Annotated in this window: 15 protein-coding genes; 7 read left to right on the forward strand and 8 right to left on the reverse strand. The window is 73.2% G+C overall.

Going from position 1 to position 15,462, the window contains the following annotated elements; genetic code table 11:
• Positions 1-46: 46 nt before the first annotated feature.
• The 7 genes from ABD335_RS01815 to ABD335_RS01845 form a co-directional block, all read right to left on the reverse strand.
• The gene (locus tag ABD335_RS01815) at positions 47-880 is read right to left on the reverse strand and encodes an ABC transporter ATP-binding protein (protein WP_344320200.1); all 834 of its coding nucleotides are present in this window, start codon (positions 878-880) and stop codon (positions 47-49) included.
• The gene (locus ABD335_RS01820) at positions 867-1,814 is read right to left on the reverse strand and encodes an ABC transporter permease (protein WP_344320201.1); all 948 of its coding nucleotides are present in this window, start codon (positions 1,812-1,814) and stop codon (positions 867-869) included. The genes ABD335_RS01815 and ABD335_RS01820 overlap by 14 nt, the downstream gene beginning before the upstream one ends.
• Positions 1,815-1,920: 106 nt before the next feature.
• Entirely contained in the window at positions 1,921-2,817 is an 897-nt protein-coding gene (locus tag ABD335_RS01825; RefSeq protein WP_344320202.1) for a glycosyltransferase family 2 protein, read from the reverse strand.
• 63 nt (positions 2,818-2,880) lie between these two features.
• Positions 2,881-3,675, reverse strand: a complete 795-nt coding sequence (locus ABD335_RS01830; protein WP_344320203.1) for a CDP-alcohol phosphatidyltransferase family protein — start codon at positions 3,673-3,675, stop codon at positions 2,881-2,883.
• The gene (locus ABD335_RS01835; RefSeq protein WP_344320204.1) at positions 3,644-4,714 is read right to left on the reverse strand and encodes an iron-containing alcohol dehydrogenase family protein; all 1,071 of its coding nucleotides are present in this window, start codon (positions 4,712-4,714) and stop codon (positions 3,644-3,646) included. The genes ABD335_RS01830 and ABD335_RS01835 overlap by 32 nt, the downstream gene beginning before the upstream one ends.
• Positions 4,702-5,451 (reverse strand): phosphocholine cytidylyltransferase family protein, encoded by a 750-nt coding sequence (locus ABD335_RS01840; protein ID WP_344320205.1) that lies wholly within the window; start codon positions 5,449-5,451, stop codon positions 4,702-4,704. Before ABD335_RS01840 ends, ABD335_RS01835 begins: the two co-directional genes overlap by 13 nt.
• A complete protein-coding gene (locus ABD335_RS01845) occupies positions 5,448-7,319 on the reverse strand; it encodes a DUF5941 domain-containing protein (protein WP_344320206.1) in 1,872 nt (623 codons plus the stop codon). The genes ABD335_RS01840 and ABD335_RS01845 overlap by 4 nt, the downstream gene beginning before the upstream one ends.
• A 260-nt stretch (positions 7,320-7,579) precedes the next feature.
• Between ABD335_RS01845 and galE the strand changes: the two genes are divergently transcribed.
• From galE to idi, 3 genes are all read left to right on the forward strand, one after another.
• On the forward strand, positions 7,580-8,581 hold the full coding sequence (galE, locus tag ABD335_RS01850) for a UDP-glucose 4-epimerase GalE (protein ID WP_344320207.1): 1,002 nt from the start codon (positions 7,580-7,582) through the stop codon (positions 8,579-8,581).
• 118 nt (positions 8,582-8,699) lie between these two features.
• Positions 8,700-9,635, forward strand: coding sequence for a cation diffusion facilitator family transporter (locus ABD335_RS01855; RefSeq protein WP_344320208.1), 936 nt, complete (start codon positions 8,700-8,702; stop codon positions 9,633-9,635).
• A gap of 151 nt (positions 9,636-9,786) precedes the next feature.
• Positions 9,787-10,347 (forward strand): isopentenyl-diphosphate Delta-isomerase, encoded by a 561-nt coding sequence (gene idi / locus ABD335_RS01860; protein WP_344320209.1) that lies wholly within the window; start codon positions 9,787-9,789, stop codon positions 10,345-10,347.
• On the opposite strand, the gene ABD335_RS01865 is transcribed toward idi, so the two are convergent.
• Complete coding sequence (locus ABD335_RS01865) at positions 10,333-10,857, reverse strand: ATP-binding protein (RefSeq protein ID WP_344320210.1); 525 nt, start codon at positions 10,855-10,857, stop codon at positions 10,333-10,335. The genes idi and ABD335_RS01865 overlap by 15 nt on opposite strands.
• 249 nt (positions 10,858-11,106) lie before the next feature.
• Here ABD335_RS01865 and ABD335_RS01870 point away from each other — a divergent pair, with 249 nt between their 5' ends.
• The 4 genes from ABD335_RS01870 to ABD335_RS01885 all read left to right on the forward strand — a co-directional run.
• On the forward strand, positions 11,107-11,886 hold the full coding sequence (locus ABD335_RS01870; RefSeq protein WP_344320211.1) for an enoyl-CoA hydratase/isomerase family protein: 780 nt from the start codon (positions 11,107-11,109) through the stop codon (positions 11,884-11,886).
• A 9-nt stretch (positions 11,887-11,895) separates the two neighbouring features.
• Complete coding sequence (locus tag ABD335_RS01875) at positions 11,896-12,759, forward strand: SCO6745 family protein (RefSeq protein WP_344320212.1); 864 nt, start codon at positions 11,896-11,898, stop codon at positions 12,757-12,759.
• Positions 12,760-12,887: 128 nt separating this feature from the next.
• Entirely contained in the window at positions 12,888-13,013 is a 126-nt protein-coding gene (locus ABD335_RS01880; protein ID WP_324921991.1) for an LPFR motif small protein, read from the forward strand.
• 97 nt (positions 13,014-13,110) lie between these two features.
• The coding region (locus ABD335_RS01885) for a Tex family protein (protein ID WP_344320297.1) at positions 13,111-15,462 on the forward strand (2,352 nt) is incomplete at its 3' end.

Raw genomic sequence — 15,462 nt, forward strand, 5'->3', positions numbered from 1 at the left:
CGTTCCCGGGTCCGCGGGGGCCGTCCCCCGTGCCGTCGAGCGGCCTCTACTTGCGGGTGAACTCCTCGTACTCCTTGAGCACCTCGTCCGTCGGGCCGTCCATCCGCAGCTCGCCGTGCTCCAGCCACAGCACCCGGTTGCAGGTGTCCCGGATGGACTTGTTGTTGTGGCTGACCAGGAAGACCGTGCCGGCCTCCTTGCGCAGCTCGCGGATGCGGGCCTCCGAGCGCTTCTGGAACTTCTTGTCGCCCGTCGCCAGCGCCTCGTCGATCATCAGCACGTCGTGGTCCTTGGCCGCGGCGATGGAGAACCGCAGCCGGGCCGCCATGCCGGAGGAGTACGTGCGCATCGGCAGGCTGATGAAGTCGCCCTTCTCGTTGATGCCGGAGAAGTCGACGATGTCCTGGTAGCGCTCCTCGATCTGGGCCTTGGTCATGCCCATCGCCAGGCCGCCCAGTATGACGTTGCGCTCGCCGGTCAGGTCGTTCATCAGCGCCGCGTTGACGCCCAGCAGCGAGGGCTGGCCGTCGGTGTAGACCCTGCCGCGCTCGACGGGCAGCAGGCCCGCGATGGCCCGCAGCAGGGTCGACTTGCCCGAGCCGTTGGAGCCGATCAGGCCGATCGCCTCGCCGCGGTAGGCGGTGAAGCTCACGCCCCGCACCGCGTGCACCTCGCGCACGTTCCCGCCCGGCTTGCGGCGGAGGATCCGGCTGAGGGCGGCGGTGGCGCTGCCCCGGCCCCGGGCGCCGCCGTAGACGCGGTAGACGATGTGCACGTCGTCGGCGATCACGGTCGGACGCCGCTCGCCGCCCGCCGCCGCGCCGTCCTGTGCCGGTTCGGTGGTGGCGTTCTTCTCCAGGCCCTTCTCAGCCACGGCCATAACGCTCCTCCGCCTTCCAGAAGAACACGAACCCGCCGACCCCGATCAGGACGGCCCAGCCGGCGGCGAGCGCCCAGGCGTACGGGGGGAGGTCGGAAAGGGTGTACCCGTCGATGAGCGCGAAGCGCATGAGGTCCATGTAGACGGCCGCGGGGTTGACCTGGGCCGCGATCACCAGCCACTCCGGGGCGCTGGTCCGCTCCCTGAGCATGTACTCCAGGGGGAACATCACGCCGGACGCGTACATCCAGGTCCGCATCACGAAGGGCATCAGCTGGGCCAGGTCCGGGGTCTTGCTGCCCAACCGGGCCATGATCATCGCCAGGCCGGTGTTGAAGAGCAGTTGCAGGGCCAGGATCGGCACCACCAGCAGCCAGGACCAGGTGGGGAAGTGCCGGAAGGCGAGGAGGATGACCCCCAGGACGGCCATCGAGTACAGCAGCTGCTGGAGCTGTTGCAGCGAGAAGGAGATGGGCAGCGAGGCGCGCGGGAAGTGCAGGGCGCGCACCAGGCCCAGGTTCCCGGAGATGGACCGGACCCCCGAGAGGACCGAGGTCTGCGTGAAGGTGAACACGAAGACGCCCGTGACCAGGAACGGGATGTAGTTGTCCTTGCCGCCCGGCGTTCCCTCACGGCCGCCCAGCAGGACGCCGAAGACGAAGAAGTACACCGCCGCGTTCAGCAGCGGCGTCGCGACCTGCCACAGCTGGCCGAGCTTGGCCTGGCTGTACTGCGCCACGAGCTTGGCGCGGGAGAAGGCGAGGATGAAGTGCCGCCGCGCCCAGAGCTGCCGGACGTACTCCATCAGGGAGGGGCGCGCCCCGCTCACCGTCAGACCGTACTTGGCGGCGAGTTCGGCCGGGGACAGGCCGTCGTCGGGTGAACGCGGAGGTTCGCTCGTCGCGATCGCACCGCCGTGCGTTGTGTCGCTCACGTTGAAACTTTCGTCCTCACAGTGCACAGCCGGGATGGGATGAGTACAGCGGGACCCCGGTCCCTGTCAGCCGGACCCGATGCCCTCGAAGCAGAGCTTGTCAGATTCAGATGACGGGAGGGCGACCGAGTCGGGTCAGACGCCACACCGTACGCCACTTCATGGGCCGGCGGGGACCGCAAGGAGTGGTCCAGCCCTCCTTGAAGCCTCCCATCCAGGCGCGCAGCGCGGGCCGGGAGGGGCGCCGCAGCAGGGTCAGCAGCAGCCAGACGCCCAGGTAGAGGGGGATGAGCGGGAGGGGCAGGTTGCGGCGGGCCAGCCACACCCGGTTGCGCGCGACCATCCGGTGGTAGACCGCGTGCCGGCTGGGGAGGGTGGTGGGGTGGTGGAGCACCATGTCGGAGCGGTAGTCGATCATCCACCCCGCGTCCAGCGCCCGCCACGCCAGGTCGGTCTCCTCGTGGGCGTAGAAGAACTCGTCCGGCAGCCCGCCGACCTCCTGGAAGACCTTGGTGCGCACCGCGTTGGCGCCTCCCAGGAAGGTCGTCACCCGCGAGGAGCGCATCGGGTCCGACGCCCGCAGCCGCGGCACGTGGCGGCGCTGGGTGGCGCCGGTGACCGGGTCGGCGATGCGGAAGCTGACGATGCCCAGCTTCGGGTCGGCCGCGAACGCCTGCCGCACCAGCTCGGCGGTGTCGGTGTTGGGCAGCAGCCCGTCGTCGTCGAGGAAGAGCAGGACGTCCACCTCGCGCCCGCCCGGCCCGAACGCCTCGATGCCGACGTTGCGACCGCCGGGGATGCCGAGGTTCTCCGGCAGCTCCACGGTCCGCACGCCGTCGGGCAGCTCGGGCAGCGGGGCGCCGTTGCCGACGACCACGACCCGGATGGGGTCGCCCTCCTGCTTGGCGACCGAGTCGAGCAGGGCGCGCAGCTCCTCGGGGCGGTTGCCCATGGTCAGGATGACCGCCCCCAGGGTCAGGGGCCTGCCGTCCGCGTCCGTCATCTCACTCACCGTCCTTCACCGCCGCTCGCCGCCGCTCGCCGTCCCCGATCGCGGGCCGCCGCGTCACCGCAGCCTGCTCGACGCCAGGATGGACACCAGGTGCAGCAGGGTCTGCAGGACGGCGATCCCCGCCAGGACGGCGACACCCAGGCGGGTGAAGAACAGGTCGCCGCGCACCGTGTCCGCCACGGCCACCACCAGGATCACCAGGGACGCCTCGACCCCGCCGACCAGCCGGTGGAACTTCAGCGCCGCCGCCGCCCGGCGGGCCAGCGCCAGCTTCGAGGAGCGGGGCACCGCCGCCTCCTCCTTGACCGCCGGCAGGCCGCTGCGGGAGCGGGCCACGTCCACCAGGTCGGTCTCGGCCTTGATCAGGATCGCGCCGAGCGCGGCCACGGTGCCCAGGAAGGCCCACATCCAGTTCGGCGCGGCGCCCTCGGCGCGGAAGAGGTCCGCCGCCCGCAGGCCGAAGCCGACCAGGAGCGCGGCCTCGGCCAGGTAGTGGCCCACCCGGTCCAGGTAGACGCCGGTGATGGACGTCTGCTTGCGCCAGCGGGCGACCTCGCCGTCCACGCAGTCCAGCAGCAGGTAGAGCTGGATGAGGAGGGCGGCGAGGATCGCCCCGACCGGGCCCGGCACCAGCAGGACCGCGCCGGCCGCCACGCCCGCCACGACCATCAGGTGGGTGAGCTGGTTGGGGGTTATCCGGGTGTTCACCAGATGGCGGGTCCAGCGCAGCGAGATCTCCCGCATGTACAGGCGCCCGGCCCAGTGCTCGCCGCTGCGCCGGTCCTTCACCCCCGCGGGGTGGACGACCGGGCGGAGTTCAGCCACTGACGGCTTTGACAGCTTTGACATAGTCGGCGTACGCGTCCCTGATCTGGTCGGTGGAGAGGTCCAGGTGCTCGATGATCGTGTAGCGCCCGGGCCGGGTCTGCGGCGCGTACTCCACCACCGTGACGAACTCGTCCTCGCTGAAACCGATCTCACCGGGCAGCACGGGCAGGCCGTGCCGCCGCAGCACCTCGATCATCAGCCCCGTCTGCTCCTCCGCGCCCCGCAGGTGCATCGCGAAGGCGGCGCCGAGCCCGCACTGCTCGCCGTGCGCGGCGGCGCGCTTGGGGTAGAGCAGGTCGAAGGCGTGGTTGATCTCGTGGCAGGCGCCCGAGGCGGGGCGGCTGTCGCCGGCCACCGACATGGAGATGCCGGTCAGCACCAGGCCCTCGGCCAGCACGGTGAGGAACTCGTCGTCACCGCAGCCGCCCGGGTGGCGCAGCACCGCCTCGCCCGCCTGACGGGCCATGGCGGCGGCCAGGCCGTCGATCTGCTCTCCGGTCACGCGGTGGGACAGCTCCCAGTCGGCGACGGCGGAGATGTTGGAGATGACGTCCCCGACGCCCGAACGGACGAAGCGGATCGGGGCCTCGCGGATGACGTCGAGGTCGATGACGATCGCGATCGGGTTCGGCACGCCGTACGAGCCGCGGCCGGCGTCGTTGTCGAGCGTGGCGACCGGGGAGCACAGCCCGTCGTGGCTGAGGTTCGTGGCGACGGCGACCATCGGCAGGCCGACGCGCGCGGCGGCGAACTTGGCACAGTCGATGATCTTGCCGCCGCCCATGCCGACGACCGCGTCGTAGCGTCCGGACTTGATGCCGTCGGCGAGCTTGATCGCGTCGTCCAGGGTGCCGCCGCCGACCTCGTACCAGTCGGCTCCCGGCAGCGCGGGGGCGAACCGCTCGCGCAGCGCCGCCCCCGAGCCGCCGCTGATGGCGATCGCGAGCTTGCCGGAGGCCGAGATGCGCTGGTCGACCAGGAGGCCCGCCAGGTCGTCCAGCGCGCCGGGCCTGATGTCGACGACGACCGGCGACGGGATGAGACGGGTCAGTACCGGCACGCGATCTCCCGCGCCTTGTTCAGGTCGTCGTGGTTGTCGATCTCGACCCAGCTCACCTCGCCGATCGGGGCGACGTCGACGGTGAAGCCGCGGTCCACCAGCTCCTGGTAGCCGTCCTCGTAGTACAGCTGCGGGTCGCGCTCGTAGGTGGCCTTCAGGGCGTCGGCCAGGTCGACGGCCGCCTCGCCCTCGATGAGGGTCACGCCGATGTACTCGCCGGTGGCGTCGGCGGGGTCCATCAGCTTGGTGATCCGCCGCACGCCCTTGCCGGGCTCGGTGACGACCTTCATCTCCTCGTCGGCGAGCTTCTTGACCGTGTCGAGGGCGAGGATGATCTTCCGGCCCTCTCCGCGGGCGTCCAGCAGCGTCCGCTCCACGGAGACGGGGTGGACGGTGTCGCCGTTGGCGAGGATCACACCCTCCTTGAGGACCTCGCGGGCGCACCACAGGGAGTAGGCGTTGTTCCACTCCTCGGCCTTGTCGTTCTCCACCAGGTGGAGGGTGAGGCCGTACTTCTTCTCCAGGGCGGCCTTGCGCTCGTACACGGCCTCCTTGCGGTACCCCACGACCACGGCGACGTCGGTCAGTCCGACCTCGCGGAAGTTGCCGAGGGTGAGGTCGAGCACGGTCGTCGTCCCCTCGCCCTCCGGGTCCACCGGCACCAGGGCCTTGGGAAGGGTGTCGGTGTAGGGGCGCAGGCGCCGTCCGGCGCCGGCGGCCAGCACGAGGCCGATCATGCGGGTTCTCCTGTTTCGTCGTGTACGGCGGGTGCTTGCGAGGACACCCAGAAGCGGACGCTCTCGGCGAGCACCGTGAGCGCCAGGGCCCAGGCCAGGACCGTGAGCGCGATCGTGAAGCCCTGGCTCCCGGCCCAGAGGGCGGCGGCGGCCGTGACCACCAGGACGCGTCCCTCGTGTCCGCCGATCGCCCGCACCAGCCGGCGCGGTGGGGCTCCGGTGCCACCGCGGATGCGGTACACCGTGTCGTAGTGATGGTAGGCGACCGCCGCCACCAGCCCGAACGCGGCGGGCAGGGCGCCGTTCGCCTCCGACCGGGCGGCCAGCACCAGGATCGTGGTGTACTCCGCCGCGCGGAAGAGGGGCGGTACCAGCCAGTCCAGGGCGCCCTTCAGGGGGCGGGCGACGGCCGCCCCGGCCAGGACGGCGTAGGCCGCCGCGGCCGCGACCGGCCAGGGGCCGCCCACGGGCGTCCACAGCGCGGCGGCCACCGGAACGGCCGCGCCCAGCAGGGCGAGGGCGGGTGCGGCGAACGCGGGGAGCCGTACGCCCTTCAGCGCGGCGGCCACCCCCTCGGCGAGCGGCCCGGAGTCGGCCAGGTCGGCCAGGGCGCGGGCGGCCCGGTCGGTGCGCTCCGCCCTCCGGGCGAGCGAGCGCAGCACCCGTCCGGCGGTGGTGTAGCAGGCGGCGAACGCGCAGCCGATCAGCAGCACGACGAAGGTCGTGCGGGGGGTGGTGAGCGCGGTGAGGACGGCGATCAGCGCCCAGCGCTCGCCGATCGGCAGCACGATCATGCGGCGGGCCCAGACCGTCCAGCCGACCTTGTCCAGCCGCCCGGAGAGGGCGGCGGTGGGGCCGGCGGCGCCGGTCGTCCCCGCTCCCTCGTAGTGGTCCGCCTCGTTGAAGGAGAAGTCCACGACGTGCCGGCAGGTCTGGAGCACCATCGCGCCCAGGGCGAGCGCCCACACGTCGTCGCCGCCGCGGGCCGCGCCGAGCGCCAGGCCCGCGTAGTACGCGTACTCCTTGGCGCGGTCGAAGGTGGCGTCCAGCCAGGCGCCGAGCGTGGAGTACTTCAGCGCGTAGCGGGCGAGCTGCCCGTCGGTGCAGTCCAGCACGAACGAGGCGAGCAGCAGCGCCCCGGCGGCGACGAAGCCGCCCCGGGTGCCGGTGGCGGCGCAGGCCGCCGCGATCAGCGCGGTGAGCAGCGAGGCGGTGGTCACCTGGTTGGGGGTGAGCCCGCGCCGGGCGCACCAGCGGGCGATGTAGCGCGAGTAAGGACTGATGAAGAACGTGGTGAAGAAACCGTCACGGGCCTTCACGGCCGAGCGCAGCCGCACGGCCTCCTCGTCCACGGCCTCCACGGCCCGCCGGGCCTCCTCCCGCGCCGTCTCGTCGGCCGGCACGGCGGCGACGAGCGTGCCCAGTTCGGGCCGGTGGACGGCGGGGGCGTCGGCGTCGTCCTCCAGCGCCGCGGCCACCCGGTCGGGCAGGCCGGCGGACGCCGGGGCCGTCGGGGCGGTGTCGGCGGTGCCCCGTCCGGCGGCGACCGGAGCGCTCTCCCGCGGGGCGGCCGTCGCGGCCGCCACGGCCCGGGCCAGGGCGGCGCGGGCCTCGGGGCGGGCGGTGAGGGCGCCCGGCACGGCGGCGACGGGGAAGCGGGGGTCGGTCAGGGCCAGCCGCAGGCTGTGCAGGTGGCCGACGAAGCGGGGGTCGACGAGGGCGACGCGCTCGCCCGCCGGGACGGCGGCCAGCTCCGCCGCCACCCCGGCGGCGTCGGCCGCCACCCGCACGTCGAAGCCCAACGACCGCAGATCGCCCTCCAGGGGCACCTCCGCGACCGGTGGACCGGTGAGAATGGCGGTCGACAAGAACGAACACACTCCTTGGAAGCCGTGCTGTCCGCGGCGCGGTCCGTACGGGCGGCATCCGGGCAGCGGTCACAGTGCGCCATCACCCGTTCGGGGCGGGCGACACGTGGCCAGAGGTTATCGGATCGGCGGAAGCGGCCGTTCACCGCGGATTCACCGCGGAGGGGTTGCACCGCCGTCGCACACCGCCGCACAGCATTGTCGATCATGACGATCGGCACAAGGACCCGGACGATCCGGACAGTGGCTAGGCTGCCGTCATGACATGGCTGGTCACAGGTGGAGCGGGATACATCGGCGCGCACGTGGCGCGGGCCCTGAGCGAGGCCGGTGAGCGGGTCGTCGTGCTGGACGACCTCTCCAACGGCCTGCCGGAGCGGCTGCCGCCCGAGGTGCCGCTGGTGCGGGGCACGGTCTCCGACCGCCCCCTGCTGGATCGGACCCTCGCCGAGCACGGCGTCACGGGCGTGGTGCACCTGGCGGCGAAGAAGCAGGTCGGCGAGTCCGTGGAGCGGCCGCTGGCGTACTACCGCGAGAACGTGCACGGGCTGACGGTGCTGCTGGAGGCGGTGGTCGCGGCGGGGGTGCGGCGCTTCCTCTTCTCCTCCTCCGCCGCCGTCTACGGCATGCCGGAGGAGGACCCGGTCACGGAGGACACCCCGTGCGTGCCGCTGAGCCCGTACGGCGAGACCAAGCTCGCGGGCGAGTGGCTGGTGCGCGCCACCGGCAGGGCGCACGGGATGGCGACCGCCTGTCTGCGCTACTTCAACGTGGCGGGGGCGGCCCGGCCGGAGCTGGCCGACCTCGGTGTGTCCAATGTCATCCCGATGTTCTTCGACGCCCTCACCCGCGGTGAGGCGCCGCGGATCTTCGGCGACGACTACCCCACCCCGGACGGCACCTGCATCCGCGACTACATCCACGTGGTGGACCTGGCCGACGCCCACCTGGCCACCGCCCGCCGACTGGCGGAGCTTCCGGGCGGCGAGGACCTGACGCTGAACGTCGGCACCGGCCGGGGGGTGTCCGTGCGGGAGTTGGCCGACCTGGTGGCCGAGGTCACGGGGGTCCGCGAGCCCGCACCGCTGGTCGTCGCGCGCCGTCCGGGCGATCCGGCCGGGGTGGTCGCCTCGGCCGAACGGATCGGCAAGGAGTTGGGCTGGGCTCCCCGGTACGGGGTACGGCAGATGGTGGCCTCGGCCTGGGAGGGCTGGTGCCTGCGCCACCCCGAGGCCGGCGGTTCCGGGCGCGGGGTCGGTTGACAAGGCGCAGGTCACAGGGGATGACAACGGTGTTCAGTGCCGCGTTGCCCCATACCCCCCTCCCGTAGTTCACTGAGATCGTCCGCCGATCGACCGCGACGTGACGGAGGCATGGACCATGGGCGCAGGGCACAACCACGGCGGACCGCCGCCCGGCGGCTCGGGCACCGCGGCGGCGGCGTACCGGGGGCGGCTGCGCGCCGCCCTGGTGATCGCGGTCGTGCTGCTGCTCGCCGAGGCCGTGGGCGCCGCTCTGACCGGTTCGCTGGCCCTGCTGGCGGACGCGGGGCACGTCGCGACCGACGTGGTGGGCGTCGGGATGGCGCTGCTGGCGATCCACGTCGCCAACCGTCCCGGCAACGAGCGCCGCACCTTCGGCTTCGCCCGGGCCGAGATCCTCGCCGCGCTCCTCAACTGCGTGCTGCTGCTCGGGGTCGGCGGCTACATCCTGGTGGAGGCCCTGGACCGGCTGCGTCATCCGCAGGAGGTGCCCGGCGGGCCGACGGTCCTGTTCGGCGTGGTCGGCCTGGCCCTCAACGGCCTGTCCATGCTGCTGCTGATGAAGGGGCAGCGGGAGAGCCTGAACGTGCGCGGCGCCTTCCTGGAGGTGGCGGCGGACGCCCTGGGTTCGCTCGCCGTGATCGTCGCCGCGTTGGTGATCGTGGTGACCGGCTGGGAGGGGGCCGACGCCGTGGCCTCGCTGCTGATCGCGGTGCTGATCGTGCCGCGCACGGTGAAGCTGGCGCGCGAGGCGATCGACGTCCTGCTGGAGGCCGCGCCCCGGCACGTGGACATGGGCCGGGTGCGGCAGCACATCCTGGACGTGCCGGGCGTGGAGGACCTGCACGACCTGCATGTGTGGACGATCACCTCCGGCATGCCGGTGCTCTCCGCGCACGTGGTGGTCGACCGGGAGGAGCTGGAGTCGGCGGGCCACGAGCGGATCCTCCACGACCTGCGGAGCTGCCTGGGCCGGCACTTCGACGTCGAGCACTGCACCTTCCAGCTCGAACCCCGCGGGCACGCGGCGTACGAGGGCCGGTTGTGCCACTGAGGCGGTCGGGACCGTGGTCGTCGCGGTGGTCGTCGCGGTGGTCGTCGCGGTCCGGGAGGGCGCGCGGCACCCGACGGCGTGCGGCACACTGAGACAGAAGGTCGGACCATCGGAGAAGCGGCGTTCCGGCACATTCCGGCGAAGGGTGGACATGACGAACGGCACGGCGGACCCGATCATGCTCGAACTGGTCGACGAGAACGGCACGACCGTCGGGACCGCGGAGAAGCTGTCCGCCCACCGTGCGCCGGGCCGTCTGCACCGGGCCTTCTCCGTCTTCCTCTTCGACGACATGGGCCGGCTGCTGCTCCAGCGCAGGGCGCTGGGGAAGTACCACTCCCCGGGCGTGTGGTCCAACACCTGCTGCGGCCACCCCTACCCCGGCGAGCCGCCCTTCGCCGCCGCCGCGCGCCGGGTGGGCGAGGAGCTGGGCGTGGCGCCCTGGCTGATGCGGGAGGCCGGCACGGTGCGCTACAACCACCCGGACCCGGCCTCGGGCCTGGTGGAGCAGGAGTACAACCACCTCTTCGCCGGGCTGGTGCGGGACACTCCGCGCCCGGACCCGGACGAGATCGCCGAGACGGCGTTCGTGACGCCCGAGGAGCTGCTCAAGCGGCACGAGGCGGAGCCGTTCTCGGCCTGGTTCATGACGGTGCTCGACGCGGCGCGCGCGGGCATCCGCGAGGTGGCCGGGACCTCAGCGGGCTGGTGACGCCGGCGTCGGCCCCAGGGGCAGGACGGCCCACACCTCCTTGCCGCCGGACGCGGTCTGCCGGACCTCGCAGATCCCGCCCGCCTCGGCGACGGTGGCCTTGACCAGGAGCAGTCCGCGCCCCCCGGTGTGCTCCTGCGACGGGTCGGCGGCCAGCGCCGTGGGGCGGTAGGGATGGCCGTCCTCGACCCCGATCCGCACCCAGTCCGCGCCGACGGCGACCTCCACGCCGATCTCCGTCGAGAGCAGGGCGGCGTGCCGTACGGCGTTGGTGACCAGCTCCGAGAGGATCAGCAGCAGGCTGTGGAGCAGGTCGTCGGAGACGGGGACGCCCCTGCGGCGGACGAGGTCGCGCACGGCGTGGCGGGCCAGGGGCACGGAGGAGTCCCGTACCGGGGCGGTGAACCGCCAGGTGCCCTCGTACGGCCGCGGCCGTACCGCCGGTCCGCCCGGGGGCGCCGCCGGCGCCCGTCCGCCCGGATCAGGGGAGGTGTCCCCACGGATCTCCATCTGCCCGCACCCCGCTTCCGGCTCGCTCGCCGCGTGTCCTCCGGCCCGATCCGGACCGGTTCTCCGTCGAGTGTCGGATCGAGTGTTCGCCCGTGGAGCGGACGGCCCGGCGGGGTGACTGCAAGTCGGCACTTATCGATGGCAATTGACAGAAGACTTACGCGGCGTTCGCGACCGTGACCGACCCTGCACGCTCGGTCCCCGGGCCCGCGGGGAGTGCCCCTCTTCCCGATCGTTACGATCCGACACATGTCCCAGCACACCGAGCCGGCCGTGCTCACCTCCGTCGCGGCGGGCGTCGCCACCCTCACCATCCGCAACCCGGCCAAGCGGAACGCGATGACGCCGGAGATGTGGCGCCAGGTGCCCGCCACGTTGGAGCGGCTCGCCGCCGACCCCGCCGTGCGGGCGCTCGTCCTCACCGGCGAGGGCGACACCTTCTGCGCGGGCGTCGACATCGGTGCGCTGCGGGACGACGACGCGGACTCCCGGGGCCTGGCGGTGGCGGCCGAGGAGGCGCTGGCGGCCTTCCCCCGCCCCACCCTGGCGGCCGTGCGCGGCCACTGCGTGGGGGGCGGCTGCCAACTCGCCGTCGCCTGCGACCTGCGCTTCGCCGCCGAGGGGGCCCTCTTCGGGATCACCCCGGCGAAGCTCGGCATCGTCTACGCGGCCTCCGCCACCCGGCGGCTGGTCTCCCTGGTCGGCCCGGCCACCGCCAAGTACCTGCTGTTCTCCGGCGAGCTGATCGACACCGAGCGCGCCCTGCGCACCGGTCTGGTCGACGAGGTGCACCCGGCCGCGGAACTCGGCGGACGGGTGGCGGAGTTCGCGCGCCTGCTGGTCTCCCGCTCGCAGCTCACCCAGGCCGCGGCCAAGGAGTTCGCCGACGGCGCGGGCGCTCCGCCGGACCCGGAGCGGATCGCGTACTGGGACCGCCGGGCGCGGGAGAGCGGCGAGGCCGCCGAGGGGGTCGCCGCCTTCCTCGAACGACGGTCCCCGGTCTTCACCTGGCCCGTTACCGGCAGGTAACGTGCCGGCATGACCTCGCTTCCCGCGCGTGCCGGACGGCGCTGCCACAACGTCGTCAACCCGCTGCACTCGGCCCTCTACTTCGCCCCCGACCTGGCCCGGGAGCTCTCCCCCCACGGCATCGAGGACTCCTCCGCCGTCTACTTCGCCGGGCGCGCGGCGGCGCTCGGCCGGGTCGGTCCGGGGGTCGTCACCGCGGCGTTCCACAACTTCCACCACGACCTCGTCGCCCGCCACCTGCCGGGCGTGTGGGAACTGGCCTCCCCCGAGACCGTGCTCGCCGCGCGGCTGCGCGCCGCCGACTCCCTGCTGCGGCGGCTGCTGGGCGAGGAGGCGGTGGCCTCCAAGGAGATGGCCGAGGCGGCCGAACTGGCGCTGCGCGCCACGGAGGGGTGCTCCCGCCCCGGCCGCCCGCTGTACGCCGCGCACGCCGACCTCCCGGTGCCCGAGGCCCCGCACCTGGCGCTGTGGCACGCGGCCTCGCTGCTGCGCGAGCACCGCGGCGACGGCCACGTCTCCGTCCTCCTGCGCGCCGGGCTGGACCCGCTGGAGGCGCTGGTCAGCCACACCGCCGGCGGTCGCGGCATGAGCCCCAAGTGGGTGCTCGCCACCCGCAGCTACACCCGCCGGGACTGGGAGGAGGCCCAGGAGCGGCTGCGCGGGCGCGGACTGCTGGACGCCGAGGGCGAGTTGACCGAGGCCGGCGTCGCCCTCCGCAGGGAGCTGGAGGAGGAGACCGACCGGCTCGACCGCGGCCCGTACGAGCACCTGGGCGCGGCCGGCACCGAGCGGCTGACCGAGCTGTGCGGCGCCTTCACGACCGCGGCCATCGGCGCGGGCGCCTTCCCCGACGGCCTCTTCGGCAAGAGCTGAGGCGGTGCCGAGGGGTGCCGAGGGGACGCCGGGCGGGCCGGAGGCTGTCGGGCGGTGTCGGGGCGCGTCGGAGACTTTCTCCCAACGGAGTTGGTTTGCCCGGGACGTCGGCGGTCATCCGTTATGACATGTTCCGAGCGATAGCAGACGCACTCCGTACCGTCGGCGGCGCCATCGCGACCGTGGTGACGCTGCCCTTCCGCCTCCTGGCCCGTCTCTTCGGCGGAGCTTCACGCGCCGGTCGCCGCGTCTGACCGTCCGCCCGTCGGTGCCGCCTGTAACAATGCGGGCTACCGGGGGAACCCCAGCACCGAGAAGGCGGAACGGATCGTGACACAGTCCATCGGAGAGATGCCCGTCGAGGGCGCGGCCGGCGAGACGACCGGCCCGGCGTCCGTCGAGGGCAGGATCGCCGAGGAACTCGGCGTACGGGAACGGCAGATCAGGGCCGCCGTCGAACTGCTCGACGGCGGCTCGACCGTGCCGTTCATCGCGCGCTACCGCAAGGAGGCCACCGGCGGCCTCGACGACGCGCAGCTGCGCACCATCGAGGAACGGCTGCGCTACCTGCGGGAACTGGAGGAGCGGCGGACGGCGATCCTGGAGTCCGTGCGCGCCCAGGGCAAGCTCGACGCCGAACTGGAGGCCCGGATCCGCGCCGCCGACTCCAAGGCGCGGCTGGAGGACATCTACCTGCCCTACAAGCCCAAGCGGCGCACCAAGGCGCAGATCGCCCGCGAGGCGGGTCTGGAGCCGCTGGCCGACGGGCTGCTGAGCGACCCGACCGTGGAGCCGGCCGCCGCCGCGGCGGCGTTCGTCGACCCGGACAAGGGCGTCGCGGACGCCTCCGCCGCGCTGGAGGGCGCGCGGGCGATCCTCACCGAGCGCTTCGGCGAGGACGCCGACCTCATCGGCGAGCTGCGCGAGACGATGTGGCGGCGCGGCCGGCTCGTCTCCAGGGTGCGGGAGGGCAAGGAGGAGCAGGGCGCCAAGTTCGCCGACTACTTCGACTTCGCCGAGCCCTTCACCCGGCTCCCCTCGCACCGGGTGCTGGCGATGCTCCGGGGCGAGAAGGAGGAGGTCCTCGACCTCACCATGGACCCGGAGCCGGAGGACGCCCCCGAGGGCGCGCCCGCCGGCCCGTCCGAGTACGAGCGCGCCATCGCCCGCCGGTTCGGCATCCAGGACCGCGGCCGTCCCGCCGACAAGTGGCTGGCCGACACCGTGCGCTGGGCCTGGCGGACCCGCATCCTGGTGCACCTGGGCATCGACCTGCGGCTGCGGCTGCGCACGGCCGCCGAGGACGAGGCGGTCGCCGTGTTCGCCGCCAACCTGCGCGACCTGCTGCTGGCCGCCCCGGCCGGCACCCGCACCACGATGGGCCTGGACCCGGGCTACCGCACGGGCGTGAAGGTGGCCGTCGTGGACGCCACCGGCAAGGTGGCCGCCACCGACACCATCTATCCGCACGTCCCCCAGAACCGCTGGCGGGAGTCGCTGGAGACGCTGGCGCGGCTGGCGCGGGAGCACCGCGTCGAGCTGATCGCCATCGGCAACGGCACCGCCTCCCGGGAGACGGACAAGCTGGCCTCCGAACTGTGCGCGGCGCACCCGGAGTTGAAGCTGACCAAGGTGATGGTCTCCGAGGCGGGCGCCTCGGTGTACTCCGCCTCGGCCTTCGCCTCCCGCGAACTGCCGGACCTGGACGTCTCGCTGCGCGGCGCGGTCTCCATCGCCCGGCGCCTGCAGGACCCGCTGGCCGAACTGGTCAAGATCGACCCCAAGTCGATCGGCGTCGGCCAGTACCAGCACGACGTGTCCGAGGTGAAGCTGTCGCGCTCGCTGGACGCGGTCGTCGAGGACTGTGTGAACGGTGTCGGCGTGGACGTCAACACCGCCTCGGTGCCGCTGCTGTCGCGGGTGTCGGGCATCGGTCCGGGGCTGGCCGAGAACATCGTCGCCCACCGCGACGCCAACGGCCCCTTCCGCAGCCGCAAGGCGCTGCGGGACGTCCCCCGGCTGGGCCCCAAGGCGTACGAGCAGTGCGCGGGCTTCCTGCGCATCCGCGGCGGCGACGACCCCCTGGACGCCTCGGCCGTCCACCCCGAGGCGTACCCGGTGGTGCGCAGGATGGTGAAGGCGACGGGCGAGGACGTGGCGGCGCTCATCGGCAACACCACGGTGCTGCGCACGCTGCGGCCCCAGGAGTTCGTGGACGACACCTTCGGCCTGCCCACGGTCACCGACATCCTCAAGGAGCTGGAGAAGCCCGGCCGCGACCCGCGTCCGGCCTTCCGGACGGCCACCTTCCGGGAGGACGTGGAGAAGATCGGCGACCTGGCGCCGGGGATGGTCCTGGAGGGCGTGGTGACCAACGTCGCCGCGTTCGGCGCCTTCGTGGACATCGGGGTCCACCAGGACGGGCTGGTCCACGTCTCGGCGATGTCGAGGTCCTTCGTGAAGGACCCGCGCGACGTGGCCAAGCCGGGCGACATCGTGAAGGTCAAGGTGCTGGACGTGGACGTGCCGCGCAAGCGGATCTCGCTGACGATGCGGCTGGACGACGACGTCCGCCCGGCGTCGGGCGAGGGCGAGCAGGGCGGCCGTCCGGCGCGCGAGCGGCGCGGCGGCGCCCCGCGCCAGCGCCAGGGCGAGGGCGAGCGCCGGCGGCAGGGCGAGCGGCGGGGCGGCGGCGGCCGGAAC

This window comes from Streptomyces macrosporus (assembly GCF_039533145.1).
GTDB classification, from domain to species: domain Bacteria; phylum Actinomycetota; class Actinomycetes; order Streptomycetales; family Streptomycetaceae; genus Streptomyces; species Streptomyces macrosporus.

Excerpts from the sequence above, each read along its gene's own strand:
- ABD335_RS01880 (WP_324921991.1), top strand. The coding sequence starts at position 12,888 with ATGTTCCGAGCGATAGCAGACGCACTCCGTACCGTCGGCGGCGCCATC.
- galE (WP_344320207.1), top strand. The coding sequence starts at position 7,580 with ATGACATGGCTGGTCACAGGTGGAGCGGGATACATCGGCGCGCACGTG.
- idi (WP_344320209.1), top strand. The coding sequence starts at position 9,787 with ATGACGAACGGCACGGCGGACCCGATCATGCTCGAACTGGTCGACGAG.
- ABD335_RS01875 (WP_344320212.1), top strand. The coding sequence starts at position 11,896 with ATGACCTCGCTTCCCGCGCGTGCCGGACGGCGCTGCCACAACGTCGTC.
- ABD335_RS01855 (WP_344320208.1), top strand. The coding sequence starts at position 8,700 with ATGGGCGCAGGGCACAACCACGGCGGACCGCCGCCCGGCGGCTCGGGC.
- ABD335_RS01815 (WP_344320200.1), bottom strand. The coding sequence starts at position 880 with ATGGCCGTGGCTGAGAAGGGCCTGGAGAAGAACGCCACCACCGAACCG.
- ABD335_RS01825 (WP_344320202.1), bottom strand. The coding sequence starts at position 2,817 with ATGACGGACGCGGACGGCAGGCCCCTGACCCTGGGGGCGGTCATCCTG.
- ABD335_RS01870 (WP_344320211.1), top strand. The coding sequence starts at position 11,107 with ATGTCCCAGCACACCGAGCCGGCCGTGCTCACCTCCGTCGCGGCGGGC.
- ABD335_RS01830 (WP_344320203.1), bottom strand. The coding sequence starts at position 3,675 with ATGTCAAAGCTGTCAAAGCCGTCAGTGGCTGAACTCCGCCCGGTCGTC.
- ABD335_RS01865 (WP_344320210.1), bottom strand. The coding sequence starts at position 10,857 with ATGGAGATCCGTGGGGACACCTCCCCTGATCCGGGCGGACGGGCGCCG.
- ABD335_RS01840 (WP_344320205.1), bottom strand. The coding sequence starts at position 5,451 with ATGATCGGCCTCGTGCTGGCCGCCGGCGCCGGACGGCGCCTGCGCCCC.